This window comes from Streptosporangium longisporum (assembly GCF_039534895.1).
In the GTDB taxonomy this organism is placed as follows: Bacteria; Actinomycetota; Actinomycetes; order Streptosporangiales; family Streptosporangiaceae; genus Streptosporangium; species Streptosporangium longisporum.
The window spans coordinates 459756-485173 of record NZ_BAAAWD010000007.1 but is presented as its reverse complement, the minus strand read 5'-3'; the positions used below and the strand labels follow the sequence as shown (position 1 = coordinate 485173).

The window sequence follows — 25418 nt, the reverse complement described above, 5'->3', positions numbered from 1 at the left end:
CGGGTCGCGGGCCGTCCCGGCCGGGTCTCACCGGGGCACGGACCTGATCAGAGACGCTGCCACAGGGCCGGGACGTTCGGCGGCTCCCAGCCGTCCAGCGCGGTGTGCGCCTGCAGGCACCGGTAGGTCGCGCCGCCGTAGGTCACCTGGGTGCCCGTGGCGTAGGCGGTGCCCGCCCTCCAGCTGCCACCCGGCTGGCTCGTCGGCGTCGGGGTCGGGGTGGGCGTCGGGGTCGGCTTCACCGTGGGGGTCACGGTCGGGGTGGGGGTCGGCGAGGGGCCGGGGCCACCGCCGCCGAACTCCACGTCGGAGCAGGTGTAGAAGGCCTCGGTGCTGCCCACGATGCGCTGCCAGATCGAGAAGAGGATGTGGCGGCCGCTCCGCTGCGGAAGGTTGATCGTCCAGTTGGTGAACTGGGTGGGGTTCTGGTTGTTGAAGGTCCTGATGTGCTCCAGGTCCGACCAGCGCAGCGGCTGGGACGGGTCGTAGCCCTGCCGGGTGATGTAGAACTCGAAGTTGCTGTTCGCGTGCGGCGCGGTCGCGTGGTAGGTGACGGTCAGCGGGCCCGTGGAGACCCTGGTGGCGGGCCAGTCGGTCCTGGCCAGGTTGAGCCCGCGGTACTTGTCACGTCCCGCGCCGCAGAGCTGGCCGTCGGGGATGATCTGGCGGTGGTTGCCGCCGGCCTCGAGGCGGGACACCTCGTGCCAGTCGTAGAACGCCTGGGTGCCTCCCGCCGCGACGGCCGCCTTGCACGCCGCGGACTTGGCGGTCTCGGGGCCCTCGGTCTTGCAGACGTAGGCCCGGCTGGGCGGGTTCGACATGGATCCGTGGGCGACGGCCGGGGCGGACGGCAGCAGGACGAGCAGTGATCCCGCGCTGACCACGGCGGTACCGGCAGTGATGATCTTGTTGCGCAAACGCACGTCGACTCCTCCAGAAAGGGGAAATGGGAGGCGGAGCATGTCCAACGGCCGACGGATAGCACGTTATTAACAAGAAACCTTACTAACAGTCCCCTTCCGGACGCCAGCCGTTCGGGAAGATTCCCTGCGCGCCGGGGCCGGACGCCGCGTGTGCGACGCCCGGCCCGTGACGCGATCGGCCCACCGGCGAGGGCCGGTGGGCACGGTCATCCGATCAGGTGTTTCATGATCTTCTTGAGGGCCGCGGCGCGCTCGGCCGGGGGCGGTCAGGTCAGGGCGAGCAGCCGGTCGCACTCCCGCAGCAGCCGCTCGCGCAGCGGGGCGGCCCGCTCGGTGAAGCCGCGCTGGGCGGTCACGTACTCCGCGCGCCCGTCGGTGGTCTCCACCTGGATCGGCCGGTACCCCAGGGCGCTCAGGTCGTACGGGCTGGCCCGCATGTCCACGGTCCGGATGTCGCGGGCCAGCGCGAAGCAGTCCGCGACCAGCTCGCTGCCGACCAGGGGCGACAGCTTGTAGGCCCACTTGTACAGGTCCATGTTGGCGTGCAGGCAGCCCGGCTGCTCCAGCTCCCGCTGGAGCTCGCGGGTCGGCTGGATCGTGTTGAGCGGGCGGGCCGGAGCGGTGAAGAAACGGAACGCGTCGAAGTGGCCGCACCGCACCCCGCGCCGGTCGACGATCTCCTCGATCCGCTCGGGAGAGAGCCTGAGCGGGAAGGAGGAGTGCCGGATCTCCTCCTCCTGCGTCCGGTAGACCATCGCCCACTCGTGCATCCCGAAGCAGCCCAGGTGCGGCGGCCGGCTCGCGGTGGCGGCCAGCAGGTCCCGGATCCAGCCGATCACGGTCGTGCGCCGGGGCAGGACCTCGTCGAGATCCAGTACGGCGCCCTCGGCGCAGTCGCGGTAGTGGGTCCCGAAGGAGCGTGCCCCGGCCAGGACCACGTCGGCCCCGGGATGCCACTGCAGCAGGCGTCCGGGCCGGAAGCTGTAGTAGGTGAACAGGAAGTCCTCGACCGGATGGGTGACCCGCTCCCGGCCACGGCGCAGATGCGGCTCGATCCAGGGCCCGACCCGGTCCCGGTGCGCCAGATCCCGGCGCCGCCACTCCCGCTCGCTCAGCACTTCCATACCGGCATCGTAGGAAGCCCCGGCCGACGAGCGGTAAACGGAGTCCGCCCGGTCACGGGCCCGCCCTCGCCGGGGAGGGCCTGGGAACGAGGAAAGCCCAGGCCGGACGTGCCGGCCTGGGCTTTCTGATCGTGGTGCGCCGCCAGGGACTCGAACCCCGGACCCGCTGATTAAGAGTCAGCTGCTCTAACCAACTGAGCTAGCGGCGCCCGCAACGGGGGTAACTCTAGCAGCAGCCTCGACGCGCTCGCACCCCGGTTGATCTCGGATCGATCTCCCTCGCGAGGCCGCCCGGCCGGTGCTCCGATCGTCGTTCCGGCCCTTGCGGCCCGGATCGAGCGGGTCCGGGATCGGACGGGCTCACGTCGGACGGGCTCACGATCGAACGAGCCGGGGGCCGGGCGGATTCGGGAGCCGGAGGCGGACGAGCCCCGGGGCGGAGATCCGGCCCCGGACAAGACTCGGGGCCGGACAGTCCCCCAACTGTCCGGCCCCGATCTCTTTGCGGGCTATGCCTTCGTCTCCCCCAAGACTCCGGCGGCTCCGCTAGGAACGCGATCCCCCTCGCGCCCTTTATCCGGTGAAAGGCTCTTGCGGTTCCGGAGGCTTCCCAACCCCCTCGACCTGCAACCACACTACCTGGCCAAATGTAACGTGCGCGTCATCCAAAGGTTGATTTTGCGCCTACACCCAACCTTGACCCGGTATCACCGAAGGGCCGCCATCTCCGCCTGACACGCGAAAATCGGGCTCCGGAGCACCGATCCCATTGGTTCGGGTTTCGATTTCATTGGTTCGGCCGCTATCGCCTGTCTCGTCCCGGTCGACGGCCCCGGCCGGCCACCCACCCCGGCCCAGGGCCGTGATCGAGAGCTCGTCCCGTCCCAGAGCCTTGGACCCAGAGCCCCCGGCCGGGAACCGGCCCGGAGAACCCGGATCGGGCCCTGGCGCCCCCTCAGGGGAGTTCGAGGCGGACCTGGGTGGTCTCCCTCAGGGCCCGGCTCACCGTGCAGTACTTCTCCTCGACACGGCGGGCCACCGCGTCGAGGACCTCCCCGGCCTTCTCGTCGCCCTCGGGCAGTTCCACGTCGTAGGTGATGGTGATCGGCCCCAGCCGGGTGGCCTCGACCTTCTCGGCGTGCACGGTCATCGCCAGGCGGACCATGCGGTGGCCGCGCTGGGCGGTCAGCGGCTCCACGGTGACGATGTTGCAGCCGCCGAGCGCCGCGAGCAGCAGCTCGACGGGCGTGAACGTCCCCTGCTCGTCACCGCCGCCCATGGCGACCTCGGCCCCGCGGTCGTTGCGCGCCACGAAACCGTCCTCGGTCCGCTCCACACTCACCCGCGCCATGGCGTCCTCCCTCGGCCTGTCCCGGATGCTCGGACTGCCCCGGATCCGCCGATCACCCTACAGAGGGCCGGACATCGGGATGACCCGCGGGAAAGGCTCACGCCTCCGGATGTTTGGACAGGTAATCGATGTAGAACGGCCGCAGCGCCTCGCCCAGCTCCCCGTGGCCCGAGGCCATGGCGTCGCTGAGCAGGGCCGAGACCCGGCTGAGGTCGTTGGTCGTCTGATCCTCGTTCCCCGAGGACGCCTCCGCCGCCGGGATCAGCGTGAGCAGCTCCCACAGGAAGCCGAGATCTCCGTGGTGCACGGCGTAGTGGACCGCGCGGTCATGCAGTTCCTGGGCCGACAGCGCCTCAAGCTCGTCCGTCTCCAACAGACCCACCCCCTCACGCCCCTTCTGCCCCCAGAATGCGGACGTCATGCGCGATCTCGGTACGTACCTCGGTTGCCCAGCCGGACCACCATTTTTCCGGTGTTGGCGCCACCCAGCATGTCGATGAAGGCCATGGGGGCGTTCTCCAGGCCGTTCACCACGGTCTCGGTGAAGACCAGCCTGCCCTCGCGGATCCAGGCGCCCACCTCGGCGACCATGTCGGGCATCCGGTCCAGGTGGTCGGAGACGATGAACCCGCGCAGGGTGAGCCGCTTTCCCACGGCCAGGCCCAGGTTGTCCGGGCCCGGCACTGGGCCGGTGGCGTTGTAGGCGGAGATCGCCCCGCACATCGCGACCCTGCCGTACGTCCTCAGCGCGCCGATGGCCGCCCGCAGGTGGTCACCGCCGACGTTGTCGAAGTAGAGGTCGATCCCGTCGGGGGCGGCCCTGGCGAGCCGCTCGCCTATCGCGCCGTCGTGGTAGTCGAAGGCCGCGTCGAAGCCGAGGTCGTCGAGCAGGTGGGTGATCTTCTCCGGTGATCCGGCGCTGCCCACCACCCGCGAGGCCCCCTTCAGGCGGGCGATCTGCCCGGCCAGGCTGCCCACCGCCCCGGCCGCGCCGGACACGAACACCACGTCCCCCTCCTTCAGGCCCGCGATGTCGAGCAGTCCCACATACGCGGTCAGGCCGGTCGCGCCGAGGGCGCCGAGATGGACCGAGAGCGGGACGCCGGGCGTCTCCCCGACCGGGCGGGCCCGCGCGGCGTCGAGCACGGCGTACTCGCGCCAGCCGTACCCGTGGTAGACCACGTCCCCGGGCGACAGGCCGGGTGCGCGGGAGACGACGACCTCGCCGAGGGCGCCCCCGTCGAGCGGTTCGCCGATCCGGAAGGGCGGGACGTAGGACTCGCCCTCGTTCATGCGTCCCCGCATGTAGGGGTCGACGCTCATGAAGAGGTTGCGGACGAGGATCTCACCGTCCGCGGGGGCGGGCAGGTCGGTCTCGGCGAGCTCGAAGTTCTCCGGGACCGGCGGGCCGGAGGGGCGCGACACGAGCCGTACCTCCCGGGAGACCGTACGGCCGGTGGACGATCTGTTCTCGGACATGTCCGCCCCTTTGCTGCCACACCCCGTGATCCGGGCTTCTCACCTGGGCCTTCCCATCTCCGGGCGGTTCTCCCCGTCGGGGGTCGGGCGGTTCCGGCCGGGACTCGCCGCTTTCGCAACCACGTACGGTCACGGATGCGACACTCTCCACGGAACCGGCTTCCGATCTGCGGACCGGCGGGTACGCGGCGGGCCGGAAAAATCATCAGTATTTGTATATGTCCACCTTTGGAGTACGGATTCATCGTCCGCTCGATCATCCATGCGAGGATGCCGAAACGTGAAAATTTTCATCAAGATCCTGGCCGTGGCGGCCGCACTGTGGGCGACGACCCAGCTCGTGGACGGCATCGCGGTCTCCGCGAGAACCCCGCTGAGGGAGATCGGCACGCTCCTCGCCGTCGCCTTCGTCTTCGGGGTCGTCAACGCGGTCCTCAAGCCGGTCATCAAACTGCTCGGCTGTGCCTTCTACGTCCTCACGCTCGGCCTGTTCGCCCTGGTGGTCAACGCGGGGCTGCTGCTGCTGACCAGCTGGATCGCCGAGCAGTTCCGCCTGCCCTTCCACGTGTCGGGGTTCTGGCCGGCGTTCTGGGGCGCGATCCTCATCGGCCTGATCAGCTGGGTGCTCGACCTGATCCTCGGCGACTGAGACGGCCGAGGCGGTCGAGGCGGTCGAGGACATCGAGGACACCGAGGGCACCGGGGACACCGAGGGGACCGGGGACACTGAGGGGACACCGAGACGACCCGGAGGACCCAGAAGATGACCTTCGTCCTTGACGGCGCCCACCTGACCTGCGAGCAGGTCGACCGGGCGGCGAACGGCTCCGGGATCGAGCTGGGCTCCACCGCCGCCGCGGAGGCGGCCTGGCGGACGGCCACCCTGCTCGACGGGCCGGTGTACGGCCGGACCACCGGCGTGGGCGCCAACAAGGACGTGGAGACCGACGGCTCCGGGCTGGACCTGCTCCGCAGCCACGCGGGCGGCGCCGGGCCGCCGATCGGCGAGACCCGCGCCCGCGCCACCCTCGTCGTCCGGCTCAACCAGCTCCTCGCCGGTGGCTCGGGGGTCGACCCCGCCCTGCTGCCCGTCCTGGCCACCGCCGTCAACCAGGGCCTGACGCCACCGATCCGCGGGTACGGCGCCATCGGCACCGGCGACCTGACCGCCCTGGCCACCACCGCGCTCTGCCTGCTGGGGGAGATCGCCTGGACGCCACCGTCGGCGGGCCTTCCCTCGGCGGGCACGGGGCCCGGCGGCGGCCCGGCCCCGGGACGCAGCGGGGAGGCGGTGCCACGTTTCGCGCTCGCCTCCTCCGACGCGCTGCCCTTCATCAGCTCGGGCGCGGCGACACTGGCGGACGCGGCGCTGGCCTGTCACCGGCTGCGGCTCCTGCTGGCCGCGGCCACCGCGGTCGCGGCCCGTTCCTTCCGGGCCGTCGAGGGCTCGCTGGAACCGCTCTCGCCCCAGGTGCAGCGCGGCCCCGAGCAGACCTCGGTCGCCGCCGACCTGCGGGCCCTGGTCGGGCTCACCACCCCGCGCCGCGTCCAGGACCCGTACGGATACCGCGCCTTCCCGCAGGTGCACGGGGCGGCGCTGGACGCGCTGGGGCGGGCGGAGCGGACCGTCACCGAGGAGATGAACGCGTCCCCGGAGAACCCGCTGATCGCCGGGGGGCGGGCCTGGCACAACGGCAACTTCCACTCGGCGCGGGTGGCACTGGCCCTGGACGCCCTGCGGGCCGCGCTCGTGCAGACCGCGACGCTCAGCGCGGCCAGGCTCGCCACCCTGAACGACCCCGCGCACACCGGGCTCCTGCCCTTCCTCGCCGAACGTCCCGGGCTGTCCGGGGTGATGATCCTGGAGTACGTCGCGCACTCGGCCCTGGGCGAGCTGCGCCACCTGGCCGCCCCGGTCACCCTGGGGGGTGCCGTGCTCTCGCTGGGGACCGAGGACCACGCGAGCTTCACCCCGCAGGCGGCCCGCTCCTCGCTCGCCGCCGCCGAACCGCTGGAGATCGTCCTGGCGTGCGAGCTGGTCGCCTCGGTACGGGCACTGCGGCTGCGCGGGATCCCCTGTGACGTGCCGCTCGATCCGGCGACGGGCGACCGCCCGCTCGACGGCGACCTCGACGCGGCCCGCGCGCTGCTGCCCTCCCTGGCCCCCTGACCTTCCCCTTCCGGCCGTCGGCCGGGCCCGATGCCCGCAGGTCCGGCGCGTCAGCCCACCGAGCCGCGTTCGCGGAGCTGGGGCGACTGCACGATGCGCCGGCGGCGGGTGTTGCCGTCGGCGGCGGCCACCACGATCCGGACGGCGGCGCGGACGATGCCGTCGATGTCCCAGTCGACCGTGGTCAGGCCGGGGGTGAGCAGGCCCGACATGGGGTGGTCGTCGTAGCCCATCACGGACACGTCCGACGGGATGCCCAGCTTCCGCTCGGCCGCGGCCGCGTAGACGCCGTAGGCGATCGAGTCCGCGAAGCAGAAGAACGCCCGGTGCCCGGCGTCGAGCATCTCACCGGCGACCCGGGTGGCCGCCGCCAGCGACTGCGGGGCGGTGACCGTCCCGATCTCCAGGCCCAGCCGTTCCGCCTCGGCCATGACGTGCACGTCGGCGGGCCGGTCGGGGGTGCTGGCCCGGGTGGAGGTGAGGACGGCCATGCGCCGGTGGCCCCGGCCGCGCAGGTGCTCCAGCGCGAGGGTGACCCCGGCCCGGTTGTCGAAGACGACCTCGCCCGCCGACCGTCCCCCGGCCAGCGCGTCGCCGATCGACACCACCGGCAGCCCGTCGCACAGATCGGCCCAGAGCGGCGCCGCCGGGTCGACCGGCTGCACGATCAGCGCGTCCACCCGCTGGTCGCGGAGCTGCCTGGCGAGCGTGTGCTCCCTGGCCGGGTCCCCCGCGGCGTCCAGGATCAGGGCGTAGCGGTCGTTGTCCTTGAGCGCGCGGCCGATGCCGACGGCCAGCGCCTGCTGCCAGAGGTCCTCCAGCGAGCCGCAGAGCAGGCCGATCATCCCGGTCCTGCCGCTGGCCAGCGCGCGGGCGATGGGGTCGGCCTCGTACCCGAGCTCGGCCGCGGCCCGGCGTACCCGCTCGATGGTCTCCTCCGAGACCTGCATGCCACGCAGGGCGTACGACACGGCGGCGGGTGACAGACCGGTGGCCTTCGCCACCTCGCGTATGGTCGCTCGTTTCCGAGGCTGAGGCATCGGTCCAGCCTATTGCCAGGGGCCTGCGGAAGCGTTCGGGAACACGGTCACGGCTTTCGCGGGGATTGACAGCGCTCCAGGTGAAGCGGTTCACTGAAACGGTTCACTGAAACGCATCACATGGATGTGTGGTGCGGCGGGAGGAGTTACCTATATTCTAGGTAGGTAATACCTCGAAACACCGGAGAGGAGGGGATCGACCCATGTCCGTCGACGTTCACCAGCACCTGTGGACGCCCGCGTTCGTGGACGCGCTCAGGCGCCGCACGACCGCTCCCTTCCTCGACGGCTGGACCCTCCACCTGGACGGCGAGCCCCCCTACCGGGTCGATCCGGCCACCCACGACCTCACCCGCAGGCTGGCGCTGGACGCGGACCTCGACCTGGCCCTGGTCTCCCTGTCCAGCCCGCTCGGCGTCGAGTCGCTGCCGCCCGAGGAGTCCTGGCCCGTCATCGACGCCTACCACGAGGACGCCCTCGCCCTGCCCGCACCGTTCGGCGCCTGGGCGGCGACCTGCCTCGGCGAGATCGACCCCGCGAGGCTGGCCAAGACCCTCGACACCGCCGGAGCCGGTCAGGACGGCGCGCTGGGTGCCGTCCAGGGGTTCACCGGACGAGGGTTCGCCGGCCTCCAGCTCCCCGCGACCGCGGTGTCCGACGCCGAGGGCCTGGACCGGGTCGCCCCGCTGCTCGACGTGCTCACCGAACGCGACCTGCCGCTCTTCGTGCACCCCGGCCCCGCCCCCGCCGCCCCCGCGGGCCGGACCGCTTCCGGGCCCGGGGAGCCCGGCTGGTGGCCCGCGGTCGTGCCGTACGTGCAGCAGATGCACGCCGCCTGGTACGCCTTCACCACCTTCGGCCGCGCCCGCCACCCCCGCCTGCGGGTCTGCTTCGCGCTGCTCGCCGGGCTGGCCCCGCTGCACTCGGAGCGCCTGGCCAACCGCGGTGGCGAGGGCCGCGGACGGGTCGACACCGACCTGTTCCTGGAGACCTCCTCCTACGGCCCGCGCGCCATCGACGCGATCGTCCGCGAACTCGGCGTCGACGTCGTGGTCAGCGGTTCCGACCGCCCCTACGCCACCGCACCGGACCCCACGCTCGGCGACGCCGCCTGGCACGCCATCGCGGTCACCAATCCCGGCCGTCTACTGAACGGAAAGGAGTCGCGCACATGAAGCAAACGAACCAGTCCCGGGGCCGCGAGAGCTGTGCGCCCCAGGCGACGTTCACCCGCGAGGGGCGAGCACGGGCCGACGGGCCCGGCCCGCACGCCGGGGCGCCCGGCTCCGGTCCGTCCCGCCGGGCCGCCGGGGGAACCCGATGAGCTACGAGTCGCTGCCCGCCCGCGCCCTCGACCGGCGCGAACTCCTCGACCTGGTCAACGAGCTGGCCGCCGACCCGTCCCGGTGGCGGGACCAGGTGGAGTTCCCCGAGGAGGGGGGACGCCATTTCGCCTCCCTCTACCGCGACTCGCACGTGGACGTCTGGCTGCTGTGCTGGCGGCCCGAGGACGACACCGGCTGGCACGACCACGACACCTCCTCCGGCGCGGTCCGGGTGGTGGCCGGGACGCTGCTGGAGTGCAACCCGCGCATCGGCGGCGAGCACCTGGAGACCGTGGTCTCCGAGGGCGAGTCGTTCTCCTTCGGACCCGACCACATCCACCGGCTGACCGGCGCGGTGCACGGCAGCGTCTCGATCCACGCCTACTCGCCGCCGCTCTGGCGGCTGGGGCAGTACTCGATCAGCGACAGCGGCGTGATGCGCCGCGTCTCGGTCAGTTACGCCGACGAGCTGCGCCCCATGGACGACGCCGAGCAGATGGCGGGGGTCGCCTGAGGTCCGCACGACGAGGAGCGACCCGTCCCGGTCCCGCGCTCGGGGCTCGGGCGGGTCCCTCCTCGTCCGGCCCGGCTCCGGCGGGCTCCTCCCCGTCCCGGCGGGCTCTCCGTCCCCTCGATTTCGGCCGGGCCCTTTCCCGTCCCGGTCCCGGACGGGTCCTCACCGCCCGAACCCCGAAGCCGCCTTACCCTGGCGGTAATCGACGGTCCGCACCCGGTCCGAAAGGCTGGGCCCATGAGCAGCGACGACACCCGCAGCACCGTGGAAGAACTGATGCGCCGGATGACCGAGGGGGATCACGACCGTACGGCGGAGTTGTTCGCCGAGCCGGTCGACTGGCTGCTGAGCTGGCCCGACGAGGGACACCCCGAGGTGCCGTGGATCCGTCCCCGGTCCGGCAGGACCGACGTGGCGGACCATTTCCGGTCACTGGAGGCCCACCACGTGCCCGAGCTGAACGGCACGTCAGTGTCGCACATCCTGGTCGACGGGGCGGACGCCGTCGTGCTCGGCGAGATCGTGCAGACGGTACGGAGCACCGGGGTCGCGTACACCTCCCCGTTCGCCCTGCGCCTCACCGTCACCGACGGGCTCATCACCCGCTACCACATCTACGAGGACAGCCTCGCGGTCGCGCGGGCCCTCAGTGCCCGGCCGTGATCGGTAAGCGAGCGGCTCGTCGTGCCGGTACCGGGCCCGGTCATCGTGCCGGTACCGGCTCCGGCTCCGGCGCGGTGGCGTCGCACGGCGGGTAGTGCGGTGACACCCGCCGCTCGGTGACGTCGATGTAGTCGCGCAGGGCGTCGCGGGAGCGGCCGAGCGCGTCGATCTGCTCCTCCAGCCCGTACAGGCGGGCTCGCAGGGTGTCCAGGAGCTCGGGACAGGGCTCCAGGTCGGGGGCCGGGCCGGTGACACAGGGCAGCAGGTACGCGATCTGCCGGCTCGACAGGCCGGCCTCGAGCAGCTTCCTGATCTGGATCACGGTCAGGACGGCGTCGTCACCGTACTCGCGGTAACCGCTGGTGGCGCGGTCGGGCTCCAGCAGCCCCTGAGCCTCGTAGTAGCGCAGCTGGTGCGTGTGGACGCCGGTCCGCCGGCTCAGCTCCCCGATCAGCATGCCCGTTCCCCCTTGACCTTCATACCGGTATGAACGTTGAGGATTCTGCCATGAGCACCGATTCTCCGAAGAAGGAGCACATGATGCAGAATCTCGACACCGGCCTCGCTCCCGTGGCGGTCCTCGGCCTGGGGCTGATGGGACGGGCGCTGGCCGAGGCGTTCCTTCGCGCGGGACACCCCACGACCGTGTGGAACCGCACCGCAGCGAAGGCCGAGCCCCTCGTCGCCCAGGGCGCGAAGCTCGCCGGCTCACCCGCCGACGCCGCCGCGGCCGCCCCGCTCGTGATCGTCTGCGTCGCGGACCACGACGCCGTACGGGAACTCCTCGATTCCCTCGGTGACGTCCTCGACGGCCGGGTCCTGGTGAACCTGACCTCCGGCACGTCGCTGACGGCCCGCGAGACCGCGGAACGGGTGGAGCGGAAGGGCGGCGCCTATCTCGACGGCGCGATCCTGGCCGCCCCTCAGGGCATCGGCGCCGATGCCGCCATCCTCTACAGCGGGCCGCGATCGGCCTTCGACCCGCACGAGCCGACCCTGAGGGTCCTCGGCGCGGGCACGACGTACCTCGGTGACGACCACGCCCTGTCGTCGCTGTACGACGTGGCCGTGCTGGGACTGATGTGGGGCATCCTCAACGGTTTCCTGCAGGGTGCCGCCCTGCTCGGCGCCGCGGGTGTGAAGGCCACGGCGTTCACCCCGGTCGCGACGACCGGGATCGCCACCGTGGCCGACTGGGTGGCCGGTTACGCGCAGCAGATCGACGACGGCACGTACCCGGCCCCCGACGCCACCATCGGCACCCACCTGACCGCGATGGAGCACCTCGTCCACGAGAGCGAGTCCCTCGGGGTCAGCACCGAGTTCCCCCGGCTGGTCAAGGCCCTGGCCGAGCGGGCCGTGGCCGACGGGCGGGGCGGTGACGGCTACGCGGCGATGATCGAGCAGTTCCGCACGCCCGCCGCGGGAGCGCGGGCGTGACCGGCCACCGGCCCGGAACCGCCGCGAACGGCCGGTGGCCGGTCACGTACGCCCGTCGCGGGGGCGCGGGCGCGGCCGGTCACCGGCCCGGAACCGCAGGAACCGCCAGGACCTCCGGGACCTCCGGGACCTCCGGGATCGGGCGGCGTCCGGTCACCACCCGGTCCCGGACATGACCGCCACTCCGTTCAGCCCGCGCGCGCTGCTCGCGGAGAGCCGGCTCGGTGTCCTCGCGACGATCAAGTCCGACGGCCGTCCTCAGCTCTCCCCTGTCATGCCCTTCTACGACCGGGCGACCGAGCTCGTCTACGTCTCGATGAACGAGGGAACGGCCAAGACGGCGAATCTGCGGCGGGACCCGCGTGCCACGCTGGAGGTCACCGGCCCCGACGGCCTGTCCTGGGCCACCGCCGAGGGGATCGCGACGCTCACCGGCCCGGGAACCGACCCCCACGGCCCCGAGGTCGAGGCGCTGGTGGACTACTACCGCCTCGCCGCCGGGGAGCACCCGGACTGGGAGGAGTACCGGTCGGTGGTGGTGGCCGATCGCAGGGTGCTCATGATGATGACGGTCGACCACGTGTACGGCGCCGAGATCCGCTGACGGCACCGGGGACGACCCGCCACGTCCACCATGCCCCGCCCCGGCGGGCGGATCCTTCCCGGAGGGGGGAGGGATCCGGTCACGATTCCTCGACGAGCCGGATCCGGTCACCGTCACTCCCCGGGGCACAGCACGAACCTGATCTGGTCACTCCCCGGGACGCGGAGCGGGACGACTCCGATCATGATCCCCCTGGGCACACGACGAGCCGGATCCGGTCACCGTCACTCCTTGAGGTGCAGGGCGAGCTGGATCCGGTCGCGCAGGCCCAGCTTGCGCAGCACGCTGGAGACGTGGTTCTTGACCGTGCCCTCGGTGATGAACAGCCGGGCCGCGATCTCCCGGTTGGCGGCTCCCTGGGCGACCATCCTGGCCACCTCGACCTCGCGGGTGGAGAGCAGTTCCTGTCCGCGGAAGCGGGCGGCCAGCAGGTCCTCCGCCCGCGGCCCCCCGCCCGCCGCGGGTGCGTGCCGGAGCTCGGCGACCAGCCTGGCGGCCACCGGTGCGCCGAGCACCGTCTCTCCCCGGCCGACCCGGTGGACGGCCGAGACCAGTTCCTCGGGTGAGCAGTCCTTGAGCAGGTAGCCGAGGGCACCGCCGCGCAGCGCGCCGAAGATGTAGTCGTCCTCGTCGAAGGTGCTGAGCACGATCGCGGCCACCCGCGGGTGCTCGGCGGAGAGCCGGACGATCAGCTCCACCCCGTCCATCCCGGGCATCCGCGCGTCCACCAGGGCCACGTCCGGGTCGGTCTCCGCCACCACCCGCAGCGCCTCCACCCCGTCGGCCGCCTCCCCCACCACCTCGATCCCGGGCTCGACCTCCAGCAGCTTGCGCAGCCCCTGGCGCATCAGCACCTGGTCGTCGACCAGGACGATCCTGATCGAGCTCATGACCGCCTCCCCACCCCGGCCGGCGCGACCGGCAGCTCGGCCCGTAACGCGAACCCGCCCTCGGGGGCGTTCCCGCCGGTCAGCGTACCGCCGAGGGCCCGGGCCCGCTCGGTCAGCGACGTCAGCCCGAACCCCCGCCTGGAGCCCTCGCCGGAGCCCTTGCCGTCGTCGGTGACCACGAGCACGATCCGCGCCTCGCCGAAGACGAGCCTGACGGTCACGTGCAGCGCCCGGGAGTGCCGCAGCGCGTTGGTCAGCCCCTCCTGCAGCACCCGGTACAGCACCAGCTCGACATCGGCCTCCAGCCGGTGCTCGGTGCCCTCGACCTCGAAGGTGACCGTGATGCCGGTGCCGTCGAACGAGGCGGCCAGCCGTTCCAGCGCGGCGCTGCCGACCCGGCCGTCCAGGGCGAGCGGGCGTAGCGCGCGCACCCAGCGCCGGGCGTCGGTCAGCGCCTCGACGGTCAGTTCCTTGGCATGGCGCACCTCGTCCCAGGCGGCCTCCGGGCGGCGCTCGCGGAAGCGTTCGGCGTTCTCCAGGTCCATCTTGATCACGGTCAGGTGGTGCCCGATCGAGTCGTGCATCTCCGCGGCCATCCTGGCCCGCTCCTCGGCGACCGCGAGCTCCCTGATCCGTCCCAGCAGACGCCGCGTCTCCTCGCGGCTGCGGCGCGCGGCCAGCGTGGAGGAGGCCATCCCCAGCACGAACACGGAGAACATCGCCATCTTCCCGACCTGGGCCAGCCCGTCGAGGACGGGCTTGCCGAAGAGCAGCGGGACGGCCGCGAACAGGCACACCCCCAGTGACGTCAGGATGACCGACGCGGCGCGCATGCCGTACAGGAAGGCGAGGTTGGCGACGGCGATGAGCGGGAGCAGCGTGTGGGTGCCGTTGGAGCCGGTGGCCCCCAGCAGCAGGGTGGCCACCAGGAACATCGGGGCCACGAAGTGGCGGCCCCGTGACAGGTCCCACGGCAGCACCAGCCACAGGCCCGCGACCAGCGCGAGGTTCAGCCCGGTCAGCACGCGGGCGAGCGGGCCGCTGGGAGAGAGCGCGTGGGCGACGGCGGTGGCGACGAGCACGCTCCAGAACACGACGCTGAACAGGAAGGGCCGGTCGTCGTCGCGGAGCCAGTCCAAACGCGGCATGTCACGACCTTAGGCCGCCGGACTCCCCCGGGTGATCCCCCCAGAGGCACCATGACCGTGGTCATGGTCGTCTCTATCCGCCGCTCGATGTGCCACGCGGCTTCCGTTCCTAGGGTTGCCGTCCATGAGAGCCACTCACCCCGTCTGGGCCGTACCGATAACGATGGCCGCCATGTTCGTCCAGGTCCTGGCCGGCACGTTGCCCGTCACGTTGCTGATGGACCGGGCGAACCCGCTCTACAGACCGCTGGGCATGCTCGGCATCACGGTCGCCTCGATCGCCCTGGTGTACGCGATCCGCCATTACCTGGGCCGTCAGAGCTGGTCGGGGGTGCGGCTGACACGGTCCTGGTCGGCCGCGTGGCACCTGCCGGCCGGCATCCTCGTCGGCGTCGTGCCGATGGTCGCCGGGAACGCGCTCTCGGTGGCGCTGGGCGTGGCCACCTGGGCGTCGTGGGAGCAGGGGGTGGCGCCCACGCCGCCCTACATCGCGCTCGCGGTCGCGTTCGTCGTTCTCGGCCAGGCGTTCCCCGAGGAGCTGCTCTGGAGGGGGCACCTGTTCGACACGCTCTCGGGCCGCCTCTCGCCGCGCATGGTCCTGTTCGTCGTGTCGGCGGGCTTCGGTGTCCTGCACATCGTCTCTCAGAGCCCGGCCGACAGCGTCGCCGAGAAACTGCTCTACGTCGTGCAGGCGACCGCCCTGGGCTTCGCCTGCACGGCCGCACGGGCGCGCAGCGGCGCGGTGTGGATGGCGGTCGGCGTGCACACCGGCTTCCACATCGGCAACATGCTGACGCCCACCAAGGACCTCCGCTACGACGTGCAGCTCATCCTGCTGACCTGCATCCTCTTCCTGGTCGGGCTGGCCGTCCTGCCCCGGTCCCGCACAAGCCCGCGCCCGGCCGACGCGGCTCTCCACTCCCGTGTATGACATCTCCTCCACCCGTGTCAGGGCGGGGGATCCCAGGCCATCGCCCACCACCCCGGTCCCGGCGCCGTCGGCGAGACCGAGCAGCAGCGGGACCGGGAGTGGGAGCAGCGGGACCGGGGGTGGGAGGGGGAACGAAAGGGGAGGGTCAGCTCACCCGTTCCCGGACGGCCCTGGCCACTCCCGGGTCGTCGGCGAAGACGCCGTCCAGGCCGAGGCCGTAGAGCTTCTCCAGCCAGCCCATCACGTCTCCGGTGGCGCGCGGGTAGGCCGGGCTGGCCGGGTTGCCGAGCCGGAAGTCCACCGGGAGCTGGGCGTTCTCGTTCCTGACCGTCCAGGTGTGGACCTTCAGACCGGCCCGGTGGGCGTCCCTGACGAGGGTGGTGGGCTGCAGGAGCCTGCCGTCCGGGCCGACGGGCACGAGGCGCCGGGTGTCGACGCCGATACCGGCCGCGTAGCCCGCGACCTCGCGCAGTCCGGCGGGGGTGACCATGGTGTCGTAGGTGCGCGGGTCACCGGCCGCGATCCAGTCGTACGGGGAACCGGTGGCGGTGATCAGCTGGATCAGCGGCACCCTGGTCTTCCTGCTCAGCTCGCGCAGGTTGGCGGTCTCGAACGACTGGATGAAGACCGGGGCGCGCCGCCCGTTCCAGCCGTGCCGTCCGAGCACCTCCAGCAGCGGCTCCTCCAGGGAGAGGCCGATGGAGTCGAAGTAGCTCGGGTGCTTGGTCTCGGGGTAGACGCCCACGCCGTGGCGCCGCGCGAGCTGGACGACCTCGTCGAAGGTGGGGATCTGCGCGAGGCCGTTGAAGGCGGTGTTGTCGGGGCGCAGGTCGGGGATGCGCTCCTCGGCCCGGAGGGTCCTCAGCTCGGCGAGCGTGAAGTCCTCGGTGAACCAGCCGGTGACGGGGGTGCCGTCGATGGTCTTGGTCGTACGGCGACCGGCGAACTCGGGGTGGTTCTCGACGTCCGTGGTGCCGCCGATCTCGTTCTCGTGCCTGGCGACGAGCACGTGGTCCTTGGTCGAGACCAGGTCGGGTTCGATGTAGTCGGCGCCGAGCGCGATGGCGGCCTCGTACGAGAGCAGCGTGTGCTCGGGCCGGTGCGCGCTGGCGCCGCGGTGGCCGATGACGAGGGGGGCGCGTCCGCGGAGGTCGGCGGAGACGGGTTCGGGTCGTTGCAGCACAACGGCGACGGTACCGGTCGCGAGGACCGCCAGCGCCGCGGCCAGAAGCCTACGGATCATGCCCAGGACGGTAGAAGACTCAGGTGGCCGGAGGAACAACGATGCGCGAAGAAAGCGGGACGGGCGCTACGATCGGGCGGCCCGCCAGGAAACCGGCCACCAGTTGCAGGCCGCACGCGCCCAGCCCGGCCAGCAGCGGCAGCGTCCAGCCGCCCGAACTCTGATGGAGCGCGCCGACCAGGAGCGGGCCGAGGGCGGCCAGCACGTACCCGAAGGACTGGGCCACGGCCGACAGCGCGGTCACCGAGACCGGGTCGGGAGCGCGCAGCGTGATGATGAGCAGGGCCAGCGCGATCGAGGCGCCCTGTCCCACCCCCAGGACGACCATCCACAGCCACGGCAGGGTGGCCGGGGCGAGGAGCACGCCGAGGTATCCGGCCACGGTCAGCACGGTCGCGGCCGTGACGTAGGCCACCTGCGAGCGTGCCCGGCCCGCCAGGACGGGGACGGTGAGGGTGGCCGCCACCTGGGCCAGGTTGGTGAGGCTGAGCATGTACCCGGCCTGGTCGGCGGGCAGGCCCGCGTCCTTGAAGATCGTCGGCAGCCAGGCCAGCATGATGTAGAAGGTCAGCGACTGCAGGCCCATGTAGACGGTGACGTACCAGGTCACCCGGGTGCGCAGCAGCAGGGCGAACGGCCGGGGCGTGGCCTCGGAGCGGGCGGGGCGGCGCAACGCCTGGGGCAGCCAGAGCGCCGCGGCCGCCAGCGCCGGGATCGCGGCCATGGCGGTCACCTCGCGCCAGCCGTACCCGGTGGCACGCTCCAGCGGGACCGCCAGCCCGGACGCGGCGGCGGCGCCCAGCACCAGGCCGGAGACGTAGACCGCGGTGAACGGCCCGACCCGGCCGGGGAAGTGCTGCTTGACCACGCCGGGCATCACGACGTTCATGACGGCGATGGCCGTACCGGCGACGGCCGCACCCGCGTACAGGGCGGGGACGCCTCCGGCGGCGCGCAGGACCACCCCGGCGGCCACGAGCAGCAGCCCGGCCAGGAGCGTGCGGTCCAGGCCGAAGCGGCGCGCGAGCAGCGGCGCGAGCGGGCCGAGCAGGCCCAGGCAGGCCACCATGACCGTGGTGATCGCCCCTCCCCCGGCGGCGCTCAGCCCGAGGTCGTCCATGATCTCGTCCAGCACCGGGGAGACCCCCGCCAGCGCGGGCCTCAGGTTGAGCGAGGCCAGCACGAATCCCGCGACGAGCACCGCCCACGACATTCGCGACAAACGCGACACATCCACCCCTTTCAGCACCGCCCCACCCTCCCACAGCGCTCCCGGCCGACCGGGCGAAGGGTAGGTCCGACGCGGCCCGGCGGCGGGGACCGGGTGTGGCCGGGATCGGTTCAGGGGTGGGCCCGACGCGCTCCGGCCGTGGGAACCGAGTGTGGCCGGGATCGGTTCAGGGGTGGGTCCGACGCGGCCCGGCCGTGGGGGATCGAGGGTGGCCGGGATCGATTCAGGAGCGGCCCGGTCGCGGGGACCGGATGCGGCCGGGGCCGGTTCTCCGGGCGACGGTCTCGCAGGCCTGTCAGCGGGTGGCGTCCGGGAGGTCGGACGTGACGCGGGCGAGGAAGAAGGCCCGGACGTCCTCGGCGAGCAGCTCCGGCACCTCCATCGCGGCGAAGTGGCCGCCGCGCTCGAACTCCGACCAGTGCCTGACGTCGTACAACCGCTCGGCCAGCGGCCGTACCGACTGCGTGATGTCGTGCGCGAACACCGCCACGCCGACCGGTACCGGGCACGGCTCGATCCGCCGCGGGGCCTCGCGGTGCAGCCGGGCCGAGGAGGCCGCGGTTGCGGTCAGCCAGTACAGCGAGATGTCGGTGAGCATCCGCTCGTCGTCGATCGGCGACCGAGGGTCCGTCCACTGCGCGAAGCGCTCGGCGATCCAGGCCAGCTGGCCCACCGGCGAGTCGGTCAGCGCGTAGCCGATGGTCTGCGGGGTGGTGGCCTGCAGGGCCTGGTACGGCGGACGGCTCGTCATCAGCTGCCTGACCTTGTCCAGCCGCGCCTCGTCCGTTTCGGACAGCTCGATGCCGGCGTCCGGGACCGGCCGGGTCGGCAGGTAGTTGACGTGCACCCCGGCGACCCGCTCGGGTGCCACGGCGCCGAGCGCCATCGAGATACCCGAGCCGAAGTCACCTCCCTGCGCGCCGTAACGCTCGTACCCGAGACGACGCATCAGCTCGGCCCAGGCCCGCGCGACCCGGACGATGTCCCAGCCGCGCTCGTGGGTCGGCCCGGAGAAGCCGTACCCGGGGATGGAGGGGATCACCAGGTGGAAGTCACGCGAGAGCGGTTCGATCACGTCGAGGAACTCCAGGAACGAACCGGGCCATCCGTGGGTGAGGACCAGCGCGAGCGCGTCCGGGTTCGAGGACCGGACGTGGACGAAGTGGATGTTCTGGCCGTCGATCTCGGTGGTGAAGTGCGGAAGCTCGTTGAGCCTGGCCTCGTGCTCGCGCCAGTCGTAGCCGGTGCGCCAGTACTCGGCCAGTTCCCGCAGGCGCGCCAGCGGGAAACCGTAGTCCCACCCGGCGTCGGCGACCTCGTTGGGCCAGCGGGTGCGGGAGAGCCGGTCGGCCAGGTCGTCGAGGTCGGCCTGGGGGATGTCGATGCGGAACGGCTTGATCATGGTCGTGACTCCAGGGGAACGCGTTCGGTGTCCAAACGTTGGCGTGGCCAACGTTTGATGTCCGGACGATACCATAACCATTGGTGACACCAACGATTTGTTCGGGCTCATCCCCGGAGACTCCACCGGGAAAGGCGCCTACCGCCCGAGAGAACCCGCCCGGCCCTCGACCACCGACCACCGGCGATCCCGCACCGGCCGAGCCTGCGCACCCCGTCGCCCGTACGGCCCCGGCCGGGTTGACCGTCCGGAGGCGTGCCGGATATGTTCGATGGAAGAACATCCGTTCGCATGGCGAACATCGGGAGGGGATCAATGGCCACGGTGGTTCCGCTCGCCGAGGCGGTGGCCGACCTCGTGCACGACGGCGACAGCGTGGCGATGGAGGGGTTCACCCACCTCATCCCCTACGCGGCCGGCCACGAGATCATCAGGCAGGGACGCCGCGACCTGACGCTGATCAGGATGACCCCGGACCTGATCTACGACCAGCTCATCGGGATGGGCTGTGCCCGCAGGCTCGTCTTCTCCTGGGGCGGCAACCCCGGGGTGGGGTCGCTGCACCGCTTCCGCGACGCCGTGCAGAACCGCTGGCCCGGCCCGCTGGAGATCGAGGAGCACAGCCACGCCGGCATCGCCAACGCCTACGTCGCCGGGGCCTCCGGGCTCCCCTTCGCGGTGCTGCGCGGCTACCGGGGCACCGACCTGCCCGGCAGGACCGCGAACATCAAGCCCATCACCTGCCCGTTCACCGGCGAGGAGCTGACCGCCGTCCCCGCGATCAACCCCGACGTGGCGGTGGTGCACGCCCAGCGCGCCGACCGTCAGGGCAACGTGCAGCTGTGGGGCATCACCGGCGTGCAGAAGGAGGCCGTCCTGGCCGCCCGCCGCTCGCTGGTCACCGTCGAGGAGATCGTCGAGGAGCTGGAGCCGCGGCCGGGCGCGATCGTGCTGCCGGGCTGGGCGATCACCCGCGTCTGCGAGGTGCCCGGCGGCTCGCACCCGTCCTACAGCGCCGGGTACTCCAGCCGCGACAACGACTTCTACCTCGCCTGGGACGAGATCAGCCGCGACCGGGAGACGTTCGCGGCCTGGATGAGGGAGCACGTGCTGTGACATCCTCCACCGCCGACGCGTACACCTCCGACGAGATGATGACGGTGGCCGCGGCCCGGCGCCTGGGCGACGGCGCGTGCTGCTTCGTCGGCATCGGCCTGCCCAGCACCGCCGCCAACCTCGCCCGCCGCACGCACGCCCCCGGCCTGGTCCTGATCTACGAGTCCGGCACCATCGGCGCCAAGCCGGACCGGCCGCCGCTGTCCATCGGGGACGGCGTGCTGGCCGAGACCGCGGACGCCGTCGTCAGCGTGCCGGAGATCTTCAACTACTGGCTCCAGCCGGGCCGCATCGACGTCGGCTTCCTGGGCGCCGCCCAGATCGACCGGTTCGCCAACATCAACACGACCGTGATCGGCCCGTACGACGACCCCAAGGTCCGCCTTCCCGGCGCGGGCGGGGCCCCGGAGATCGCCGCGTCCTGCCGCGAGGTGACGGTGATCGTGCGGCAGAGCCGGCGCGCGTTCGTCGAACGGGTGGACTTCGTCACCTCGGTGGGCTTCGGCTCGGGGCCGGGTGACCGCGAGCGCCTGGGCCTGCGCGGCAGCGGCCCGCGTACGGTCATCACCGACCTGGGCATCCTGGAGCCCGACCCGGGCACCTGCGAGCTGGTCCTCACCCACCTGCACCCCGGCGTCACCCTGGAGGCCGCCCGCGCCGCCACCGGCTGGGACCTCGAGGCCGCCCCCGGCCTGCGCGAGACCGCGGCCCCGTCCGCCGCGGAACTCGACGCGCTGCGCGCGCTCACCGGACGGCATCCCTCGGACAGGAGTGACCGATCATGAACGACGTCCACATCCTCGACGCGGTCCGCACCCCGATCGGCCGGCACGGCGGCGCGCTGGCCGGCGTCCGGCCGGACGACCTGGCCGCGCACGTCGTCCGGGCCCTCGTGGACCGCTCCCCCGCCCTGGACCCCGCCGCGATCGAGGACGTGTTCTTCGGCGCGGCCAACGGCGCGGGCGAGGACAACCGCGACGTCGCGCGGATGGCGGTGCTGCTCGCCGGGCTGCCGGTCACGGTGCCCGGGACCACCCTCAACCGGCTCTGCGGCTCCGGCATGGAGGCGGCCGTCGCGGCCTGCCGCGCGGTGGCCGTGGGCGACGCGTCCCTGGTGATCGCCGGGGGCTCGGAGTCGATGAGCCGGGCGCCGTGGGTGATGCCCAAGCCGGCCCGCGCCTTCGACCGGGGGCCCCAAACCCTGCACGACACGTCGCTGGGCTGGCGCATGGTCAACCCCCGGATGCCCGAGGAGTGGACGGTCGCGCTCGGCGAGGGTGCCGAGATCCTCGCCGACCGCTACGGCATCGGCCGCGAGGCCCAGGACCGGTTCGCGCTGCGCAGTCACCGGCGCGCGGCCGCGGCCCGGGAGCGTGGCGTCTTCGCCGGTGAGCTCGCCCCGCTCGACGCCCTCGACCACGACGAGTCGATCAGGGCCGACTCGACCGAGGAGTCGCTCGCCCGGCTCAAGCCGGTCTTCCGCGCGGGCGGCACCGTCACCGCGGGCAACTCCTCCCCGCTGAACGACGGCGCCACCGCGCTGCTGCTGGGCGACGAGGCCGGGGCGGCGCGGGCGGGACGGACCCCGCTGGCGCGGATCGTCTCGCGCGCGGTGGTCGGCGTGGAGCCGCAGCTGTTCGGCATCGGCCCGGTCGAGGCCGCCCGCACGGCGCTCAAGCGGGCCGGTATCGGCTGGGGCGACCTGAGCGTGGTGGAGCTCAACGAGGCGTTCGCCTCCCAGTCGCTGGCGTGCCTGGCCGAGTGGCCCGACCTCGATCCGGAGATCGTCAACGTGAACGGCGGCGCGATCGCGCTCGGCCACCCGCTGGGCTCCTCGGGCGCGCGCATCCTGGGCACCCTCGCCCACGAGCTGCACCGCAGGGGCGGCGGGTACGGTCTGGCGGCCATCTGCATCGGCGTCGGCCAGGGACTGGCCGTGGTCCTGGAGGGGAACGGGTCCTGAACGGCCACGGCACACCGCGCACGGCCGTGACCCGTCGCACCGCGACGACCGCGGACCGCTCCGGGACGTCGGCCGGTATGCGGCGATCGGGTGCACAGGCGGCCGGTACGCGACGATCGGGTACACGGACGGCAGGCGCACGACCGGCTCCGGAGACACCGGTGCCGCAGAGCACGCGGAGGTGGACATGAGTCCTCCGGCGAACGACGGGCCGTTCCCTCCGGCGTCCCCGGGGGGCGGGCTGTTCTCCGGGACGACCGCCAGGGGCGGGGCCGCGGAGCAGGTGTCGGACGCCGCCTGGCTGGCCGCCATGCTGGACGTCGAGGCCGCGCTGGCCGTCGCGCAGGCGCGGATCGGCCTGGTCCCCGCCGAGGTGCCCGCGGCGCTGGCCGCCGCCTGCCGTCCCGGGCTCTACGACCCGGCCGAGCTGGGACGCGCGGCCGCGCGGACCGGCAACCCCGTCATCCCGCTGGTCGCCGCCCTGCGCGAGCGGGTCGACCCCGGCCTGCGACGTTTCGTCCACTACGGCGCCACCAGCCAGGACGTCAACGACACCGCGGCGATGCTCCTCGCCCGCCGTGCCCTGGAACCGATCCTGGAGGATCTGTCCGCCTGCGCCGGCGCGTGCGCGCGCCTGGCCGCCGGGCACCGCGGCACCGTCATGATCGGGCGGACCGTGCTGCAGCACGCCGTACCGATCACGTTCGGGCTGAAGGCGGCGCTCTGGCTGAGCGCGCTGGACGGCGCCCGGACCGGTCTGACCCGGGTGCCGCTGCCGGTCCAGTACGGCGGCGCGGCCGGCACCCTGTCGGTGCTGGGCGACCGGGGCCACGAGGTGCCGCCGCTGCTCGCGGCCGAGCTGGGGCTGGCCGAGACGGTCGTTCCCTGGCACACCGACCGGGGCCCGGTGGCCCGGCTGGCCTGCGCGCTCGGCGTCTCCGCCGGGACCCTCGCCAAGATCGCGAACGATGTGAAGCTGCTCGCCCAGACCGAGGTGGCGGAGGTGGCCGAGCCCACCGGGCCGGGACGGGGCACCTCCAGTGCGATGCCGCACAAGCGCAACCCGGTGGGCTCGATGTCGGTGCTCGCCTGCGTGCAGCGGATCCCGGGGCTGGTCGCCTCGATCCTCGGTGGCATGGTGGCCGAGCACGAGCGCGCGGCCGGTCCCTGGCAGGCCGAGTGGGAGACGCTGGGCGAGCTGCTCCGGCTCACCGGCAGCGCCGCCGCCTGGCTCCGCGAGGTGCTGGAGGGGCTGACCGTGGACGCGGGCCGGATGCGCGCCAACCTCGACCTGACCCGGGGGCTGCCCATGGCCGAGCGGGTCGTGGCCGGGCTCGGCGGCACCCCGGGGGCCCGACAGGCGGTGGACGCCGCCTGCGCGCGCGCCGTGGACGAGGGCCTGTCCCTGCGCGAGGCGCTGCTCGCCGCCCCCGGCATCGCGCTGAGCGCCGAGGAGATCGACGCGGCCCTCGACCCCGCGGGCGCCCTGGGGTCCGCCGACACCTTCGTCGACCGGGCGCTCGCCGCCCACCACAACGGCACGGGAGCAGGACCATGAACGCGAGACGGGCCGACACGGGCACCGGCACGAGTGCGGACGCAAGCACGGGCACCGGCACCGGCCGGGACCGATGGGAGGCCGGGGACGCGACGCGCCGGGCCGTCCTGGGCGACGAGCACGTGGACCGCGCCGTCGCGGAGAGCACACCGTTCACCGCGGACTTCCAGGAGTTCATCACCACCTACGCGTGGGGGGAGATCTGGACCCGTCCCGGCCTGGACCGGCGTACCCGGAGCTGCATCACGCTGGCCATGCTCGCCGCGCTCGGGCACGAGCACGAGCTGGGCATGCACGTACGGGCGGCGCTGCGGATCGGCCTGACCGAGGAGGAGATCAAGGAGGTGCTGCTGCAGACCGCGATCTACGCGGGCGTGCCCGCGGCCAACAGGGCGTTCGCGGTCGCGCGGGCGGCACTGGAGTCCGGCCGGGACGAGGAGGACGGGAATGATCGAACCGGTTGACCGCGGCTCCGACCACGTGCAGTCGCTGGCCCGCGGCCTCTCCGTGATCAGGGCGTTCAGCGCCACGAGCCCCGAGCTGACGCTCAGCGAGGTCGCCCGTGCCACCGACCTGACCAGGGCGGCGGCCCGGCGCTTCCTGCTGACGCTCGTCGACCTCGGCTACGTCAGGACCGACGGGCGGCTGTTCGCGCTCTCCCCCCGCGTCCTGGACCTCGGGTACGCCTACCTGTCCAGCCTCTCGCTGCCCGAGGTGGCCGAGCCGCATCTGGAACGGCTCGTCGCCGAGGTGCACGAGTCGGCGTCGGTGGCGGTGCTCGACGGCGAGGACGTCGTCTACGTGGCCCGGGTGGCGACGAGCAGGATCATGCGGGTGACCATCAGCATCGGCACCCGCTTCCCGGCGTACTGCACCTCGATGGGCAGGGTGCTGCTGGCCGGGCTGTCCCCGGACGACCTCGACGCCTACCTCGGCCGCGTCGAGCTGCGCAGGATCACCGCCAGGACGGTCACCTCGACCGCCGCGCTCCGGGCGGAGCTGGAACGGGTCCGCGCCCAGGGCTGGGCCATGGTCGACCAGGAGCTGGAGGAGGGCCTGCGCTCGATCGCGGCGCCGGTCAGGGAGCGGTCGGGGCGGGTGACCGCCGCGATCAACATCTCCTCGCACGCCAGCCGTACGACCACCGACTCGGCCCGCCGCCACCTGCTGCCCCCGCTGCTGGCCACCGTCGCGCGGGTGGAGGCCGACCTGCACGCCACCGGTGCCGGTGGCGGCGTCTCCTCGCGCCGCTGACCGGCGACCCGGTGACAACGTTGTCGGTACGGCGAACCTAGGTGATGAT

General features: G+C 72.6%; 26 protein-coding genes and 1 tRNA gene. 14 read left to right on the top strand and 13 right to left on the bottom strand.

What is annotated here, in order from left to right:
• Window positions 1–47: 47 nt before the first annotated feature.
• The 6 genes from ABD832_RS15105 to ABD832_RS15080 all read right to left on the bottom strand — a co-directional run bounded on the left by ABD832_RS15105 (window position 48) and on the right by ABD832_RS15080 (window position 4877).
• Complete coding sequence (locus ABD832_RS15105) at window positions 48–923, bottom strand: lytic polysaccharide monooxygenase (RefSeq protein WP_344894666.1); 876 nt, start codon at window positions 921–923, stop codon at window positions 48–50.
• A gap of 266 nt (window positions 924–1189) precedes the next feature.
• The gene (locus ABD832_RS15100) at window positions 1190–2047 is read right to left on the bottom strand and encodes a 3-methyladenine DNA glycosylase (RefSeq protein ID WP_344894663.1); all 858 of its coding nucleotides are present in this window, start codon (window positions 2045–2047) and stop codon (window positions 1190–1192) included.
• Window positions 2048–2179: 132 nt separating this feature from the next.
• Window positions 2180–2256: transfer RNA gene (locus ABD832_RS15095), tRNA-Lys, on the bottom strand.
• A 746-nt stretch (window positions 2257–3002) separates the two neighbouring features.
• Entirely contained in the window at window positions 3003–3398 is a 396-nt protein-coding gene (locus tag ABD832_RS15090) for an OsmC family protein (RefSeq protein WP_344894660.1), read from the bottom strand.
• 97 nt (window positions 3399–3495) lie between these two features.
• Window positions 3496–3819 carry a hypothetical protein gene (locus tag ABD832_RS15085; RefSeq protein ID WP_344894657.1) on the bottom strand — a complete coding sequence of 108 codons (324 nt, stop codon included), beginning with the start codon at window positions 3817–3819 and terminating at the stop codon, window positions 3496–3498.
• On the bottom strand, window positions 3816–4877 hold the full coding sequence (locus tag ABD832_RS15080) for an NADP-dependent oxidoreductase (RefSeq protein WP_344894654.1): 1062 nt from the start codon (window positions 4875–4877) through the stop codon (window positions 3816–3818). Before ABD832_RS15080 ends, ABD832_RS15085 begins: the two co-directional genes overlap by 4 nt.
• Window positions 4878–5157: 280 nt before the next feature.
• On the opposite strand from ABD832_RS15080, the gene ABD832_RS15075 reads away from it, so the two are divergent.
• Window positions 5158–5526 carry a phage holin family protein gene (locus ABD832_RS15075; protein WP_344894651.1) on the top strand — a complete coding sequence of 123 codons (369 nt, stop codon included), beginning with the start codon at window positions 5158–5160 and terminating at the stop codon, window positions 5524–5526.
• Between the two features lie 114 nt (window positions 5527–5640).
• Entirely contained in the window at window positions 5641–7047 is a 1407-nt protein-coding gene (locus tag ABD832_RS15070; RefSeq protein ID WP_344894647.1) for an aromatic amino acid lyase, read from the top strand.
• Between the two features lie 50 nt (window positions 7048–7097).
• Here ABD832_RS15070 and ABD832_RS15065 read toward each other — a convergent pair whose 3' ends face one another.
• Window positions 7098–8051 (bottom strand): LacI family DNA-binding transcriptional regulator, encoded by a 954-nt coding sequence (locus ABD832_RS15065; protein WP_344894644.1) that lies wholly within the window; start codon window positions 8049–8051, stop codon window positions 7098–7100.
• A gap of 239 nt (window positions 8052–8290) precedes the next feature.
• Between ABD832_RS15065 and ABD832_RS15060 the strand changes: the two genes are divergently transcribed.
• The 3 genes from ABD832_RS15060 to ABD832_RS15050 all read left to right on the top strand — a co-directional run bounded on the left by ABD832_RS15060 (window position 8291) and on the right by ABD832_RS15050 (window position 10589).
• The gene (locus ABD832_RS15060) at window positions 8291–9262 is read left to right on the top strand and encodes an amidohydrolase family protein (RefSeq protein WP_344894641.1); all 972 of its coding nucleotides are present in this window, start codon (window positions 8291–8293) and stop codon (window positions 9260–9262) included.
• Between the two features lie 145 nt (window positions 9263–9407).
• Complete coding sequence (locus ABD832_RS15055) at window positions 9408–9926, top strand: cysteine dioxygenase (RefSeq protein WP_344894638.1); 519 nt, start codon at window positions 9408–9410, stop codon at window positions 9924–9926.
• A 237-nt stretch (window positions 9927–10163) separates the two neighbouring features.
• Complete coding sequence (locus tag ABD832_RS15050) at window positions 10164–10589, top strand: nuclear transport factor 2 family protein (protein ID WP_344894634.1); 426 nt, start codon at window positions 10164–10166, stop codon at window positions 10587–10589.
• A 40-nt stretch (window positions 10590–10629) separates the two neighbouring features.
• Here ABD832_RS15050 and ABD832_RS15045 read toward each other — a convergent pair whose 3' ends face one another.
• Complete coding sequence (locus ABD832_RS15045; protein WP_344894631.1) at window positions 10630–11046, bottom strand: MerR family transcriptional regulator; 417 nt, start codon at window positions 11044–11046, stop codon at window positions 10630–10632.
• Between the two features lie 50 nt (window positions 11047–11096).
• Between ABD832_RS15045 and ABD832_RS15040 the strand changes: the two genes are divergently transcribed.
• Together ABD832_RS15040 and ABD832_RS15035 are read left to right on the top strand one after the other, a co-directional pair.
• Window positions 11097–12029, top strand: a complete 933-nt coding sequence (locus tag ABD832_RS15040) for an NAD(P)-dependent oxidoreductase (RefSeq protein WP_344894628.1) — start codon at window positions 11097–11099, stop codon at window positions 12027–12029.
• 172 nt (window positions 12030–12201) lie between these two features.
• Window positions 12202–12633 carry a PPOX class F420-dependent oxidoreductase gene (locus ABD832_RS15035; protein WP_344894625.1) on the top strand — a complete coding sequence of 144 codons (432 nt, stop codon included), beginning with the start codon at window positions 12202–12204 and terminating at the stop codon, window positions 12631–12633.
• 224 nt (window positions 12634–12857) lie between these two features.
• Here ABD832_RS15035 and ABD832_RS15030 read toward each other — a convergent pair whose 3' ends face one another.
• A complete protein-coding gene (locus ABD832_RS15030) occupies window positions 12858–13523 on the bottom strand; it encodes a response regulator (protein ID WP_344894622.1) in 666 nt (221 codons plus the stop codon).
• A complete protein-coding gene (locus tag ABD832_RS15025) occupies window positions 13520–14671 on the bottom strand; it encodes a sensor histidine kinase (protein ID WP_344894619.1) in 1152 nt (383 codons plus the stop codon). Before ABD832_RS15025 ends, ABD832_RS15030 begins: the two co-directional genes overlap by 4 nt.
• A 124-nt stretch (window positions 14672–14795) precedes the next feature.
• On the opposite strand from ABD832_RS15025, the gene ABD832_RS15020 reads away from it, so the two are divergent.
• Window positions 14796–15602 carry a CPBP family intramembrane glutamic endopeptidase gene (locus ABD832_RS15020; RefSeq protein ID WP_344894616.1) on the top strand — a complete coding sequence of 269 codons (807 nt, stop codon included), beginning with the start codon at window positions 14796–14798 and terminating at the stop codon, window positions 15600–15602.
• Window positions 15603–15747: 145 nt separating this feature from the next.
• Here the strand turns inward: ABD832_RS15020 and ABD832_RS15015 are convergent, their stop codons facing one another.
• The 3 genes from ABD832_RS15015 to ABD832_RS15005 all read right to left on the bottom strand — a co-directional run bounded on the left by ABD832_RS15015 (window position 15748) and on the right by ABD832_RS15005 (window position 19478).
• Window positions 15748–16845, bottom strand: coding sequence for a glycerophosphodiester phosphodiesterase (locus ABD832_RS15015; RefSeq protein WP_344894613.1), 1098 nt, complete (start codon window positions 16843–16845; stop codon window positions 15748–15750).
• Window positions 16846–16864: 19 nt separating this feature from the next.
• The gene (locus ABD832_RS15010) at window positions 16865–18058 is read right to left on the bottom strand and encodes a CynX/NimT family MFS transporter (RefSeq protein WP_344895974.1); all 1194 of its coding nucleotides are present in this window, start codon (window positions 18056–18058) and stop codon (window positions 16865–16867) included.
• Between the two features lie 313 nt (window positions 18059–18371).
• On the bottom strand, window positions 18372–19478 hold the full coding sequence (locus tag ABD832_RS15005) for an epoxide hydrolase family protein (RefSeq protein ID WP_344894610.1): 1107 nt from the start codon (window positions 19476–19478) through the stop codon (window positions 18372–18374).
• A 315-nt stretch (window positions 19479–19793) separates the two neighbouring features.
• Here ABD832_RS15005 and ABD832_RS15000 point away from each other — a divergent pair, with 315 nt between their 5' ends.
• The 6 genes from ABD832_RS15000 to ABD832_RS14975 all read left to right on the top strand — a co-directional run bounded on the left by ABD832_RS15000 (window position 19794) and on the right by ABD832_RS14975 (window position 25369).
• Window positions 19794–20594 carry a CoA transferase subunit A gene (locus tag ABD832_RS15000; protein ID WP_344894607.1) on the top strand — a complete coding sequence of 267 codons (801 nt, stop codon included), beginning with the start codon at window positions 19794–19796 and terminating at the stop codon, window positions 20592–20594.
• Between the two features lie 35 nt (window positions 20595–20629).
• Entirely contained in the window at window positions 20630–21379 is a 750-nt protein-coding gene (locus ABD832_RS14995; RefSeq protein ID WP_344895971.1) for a CoA-transferase subunit beta, read from the top strand.
• Window positions 21376–22557: a thiolase family protein gene (locus ABD832_RS14990; RefSeq protein WP_344894604.1), complete on the top strand. Its 1182-nt coding sequence runs from the start codon at window positions 21376–21378 to the stop codon at window positions 22555–22557. Before ABD832_RS14995 ends, ABD832_RS14990 begins: the two co-directional genes overlap by 4 nt.
• Before the next feature lie 187 nt (window positions 22558–22744).
• A complete protein-coding gene (gene pcaB / locus ABD832_RS14985) occupies window positions 22745–24115 on the top strand; it encodes a 3-carboxy-cis,cis-muconate cycloisomerase (protein ID WP_344894601.1) in 1371 nt (456 codons plus the stop codon).
• Window positions 24112–24579 (top strand): 4-carboxymuconolactone decarboxylase, encoded by a 468-nt coding sequence (gene pcaC / locus ABD832_RS14980; protein WP_413224186.1) that lies wholly within the window; start codon window positions 24112–24114, stop codon window positions 24577–24579. Before pcaB ends, pcaC begins: the two co-directional genes overlap by 4 nt.
• Window positions 24563–25369, top strand: a complete 807-nt coding sequence (locus tag ABD832_RS14975; RefSeq protein WP_344894598.1) for an IclR family transcriptional regulator domain-containing protein — start codon at window positions 24563–24565, stop codon at window positions 25367–25369. Before pcaC ends, ABD832_RS14975 begins: the two co-directional genes overlap by 17 nt.
• Window positions 25370–25418: the final 49 nt, after the last annotated feature.

Bases quoted from the DNA above. Each gene is read 5' to 3' on its own strand.
- ABD832_RS15100 (WP_344894663.1), bottom strand. From the start codon at position 2,047: ATGGAAGTGCTGAGCGAGCGGGAGTGGCGGCGCCGGGATCTGGCGCAC.
- ABD832_RS15090 (WP_344894660.1), bottom strand. From the start codon at position 3,398: ATGGCGCGGGTGAGTGTGGAGCGGACCGAGGACGGTTTCGTGGCGCGC.
- ABD832_RS15085 (WP_344894657.1), bottom strand. From the start codon at position 3,819: ATGACGTCCGCATTCTGGGGGCAGAAGGGGCGTGAGGGGGTGGGTCTG.
- ABD832_RS15080 (WP_344894654.1), bottom strand. From the start codon at position 4,877: ATGTCCGAGAACAGATCGTCCACCGGCCGTACGGTCTCCCGGGAGGTA.
- ABD832_RS15070 (WP_344894647.1), top strand. From the start codon at position 5,641: ATGACCTTCGTCCTTGACGGCGCCCACCTGACCTGCGAGCAGGTCGAC.
- ABD832_RS15060 (WP_344894641.1), top strand. From the start codon at position 8,291: ATGTCCGTCGACGTTCACCAGCACCTGTGGACGCCCGCGTTCGTGGAC.
- ABD832_RS15055 (WP_344894638.1), top strand. From the start codon at position 9,408: ATGAGCTACGAGTCGCTGCCCGCCCGCGCCCTCGACCGGCGCGAACTC.
- ABD832_RS15050 (WP_344894634.1), top strand. From the start codon at position 10,164: ATGAGCAGCGACGACACCCGCAGCACCGTGGAAGAACTGATGCGCCGG.
- ABD832_RS15045 (WP_344894631.1), bottom strand. From the start codon at position 11,046: ATGCTGATCGGGGAGCTGAGCCGGCGGACCGGCGTCCACACGCACCAG.
- ABD832_RS15040 (WP_344894628.1), top strand. From the start codon at position 11,097: ATGAGCACCGATTCTCCGAAGAAGGAGCACATGATGCAGAATCTCGAC.
- ABD832_RS15035 (WP_344894625.1), top strand. From the start codon at position 12,202: ATGACCGCCACTCCGTTCAGCCCGCGCGCGCTGCTCGCGGAGAGCCGG.
- ABD832_RS15030 (WP_344894622.1), bottom strand. From the start codon at position 13,523: ATGAGCTCGATCAGGATCGTCCTGGTCGACGACCAGGTGCTGATGCGC.
- ABD832_RS15025 (WP_344894619.1), bottom strand. From the start codon at position 14,671: ATGCCGCGTTTGGACTGGCTCCGCGACGACGACCGGCCCTTCCTGTTC.
- ABD832_RS15020 (WP_344894616.1), top strand. From the start codon at position 14,796: ATGAGAGCCACTCACCCCGTCTGGGCCGTACCGATAACGATGGCCGCC.
- ABD832_RS15015 (WP_344894613.1), bottom strand. From the start codon at position 16,845: ATGATCCGTAGGCTTCTGGCCGCGGCGCTGGCGGTCCTCGCGACCGGT.
- ABD832_RS15010 (WP_344895974.1), bottom strand. From the start codon at position 18,058: ATGTCGTGGGCGGTGCTCGTCGCGGGATTCGTGCTGGCCTCGCTCAAC.
- ABD832_RS15005 (WP_344894610.1), bottom strand. From the start codon at position 19,478: ATGATCAAGCCGTTCCGCATCGACATCCCCCAGGCCGACCTCGACGAC.
- ABD832_RS15000 (WP_344894607.1), top strand. From the start codon at position 19,794: ATGGCCACGGTGGTTCCGCTCGCCGAGGCGGTGGCCGACCTCGTGCAC.
- ABD832_RS14995 (WP_344895971.1), top strand. From the start codon at position 20,630: ATGATGACGGTGGCCGCGGCCCGGCGCCTGGGCGACGGCGCGTGCTGC.
- ABD832_RS14990 (WP_344894604.1), top strand. From the start codon at position 21,376: ATGAACGACGTCCACATCCTCGACGCGGTCCGCACCCCGATCGGCCGG.
- pcaB (WP_344894601.1), top strand. From the start codon at position 22,745: ATGAGTCCTCCGGCGAACGACGGGCCGTTCCCTCCGGCGTCCCCGGGG.
- pcaC (WP_413224186.1), top strand. From the start codon at position 24,112: ATGAACGCGAGACGGGCCGACACGGGCACCGGCACGAGTGCGGACGCA.
- ABD832_RS14975 (WP_344894598.1), top strand. From the start codon at position 24,563: ATGATCGAACCGGTTGACCGCGGCTCCGACCACGTGCAGTCGCTGGCC.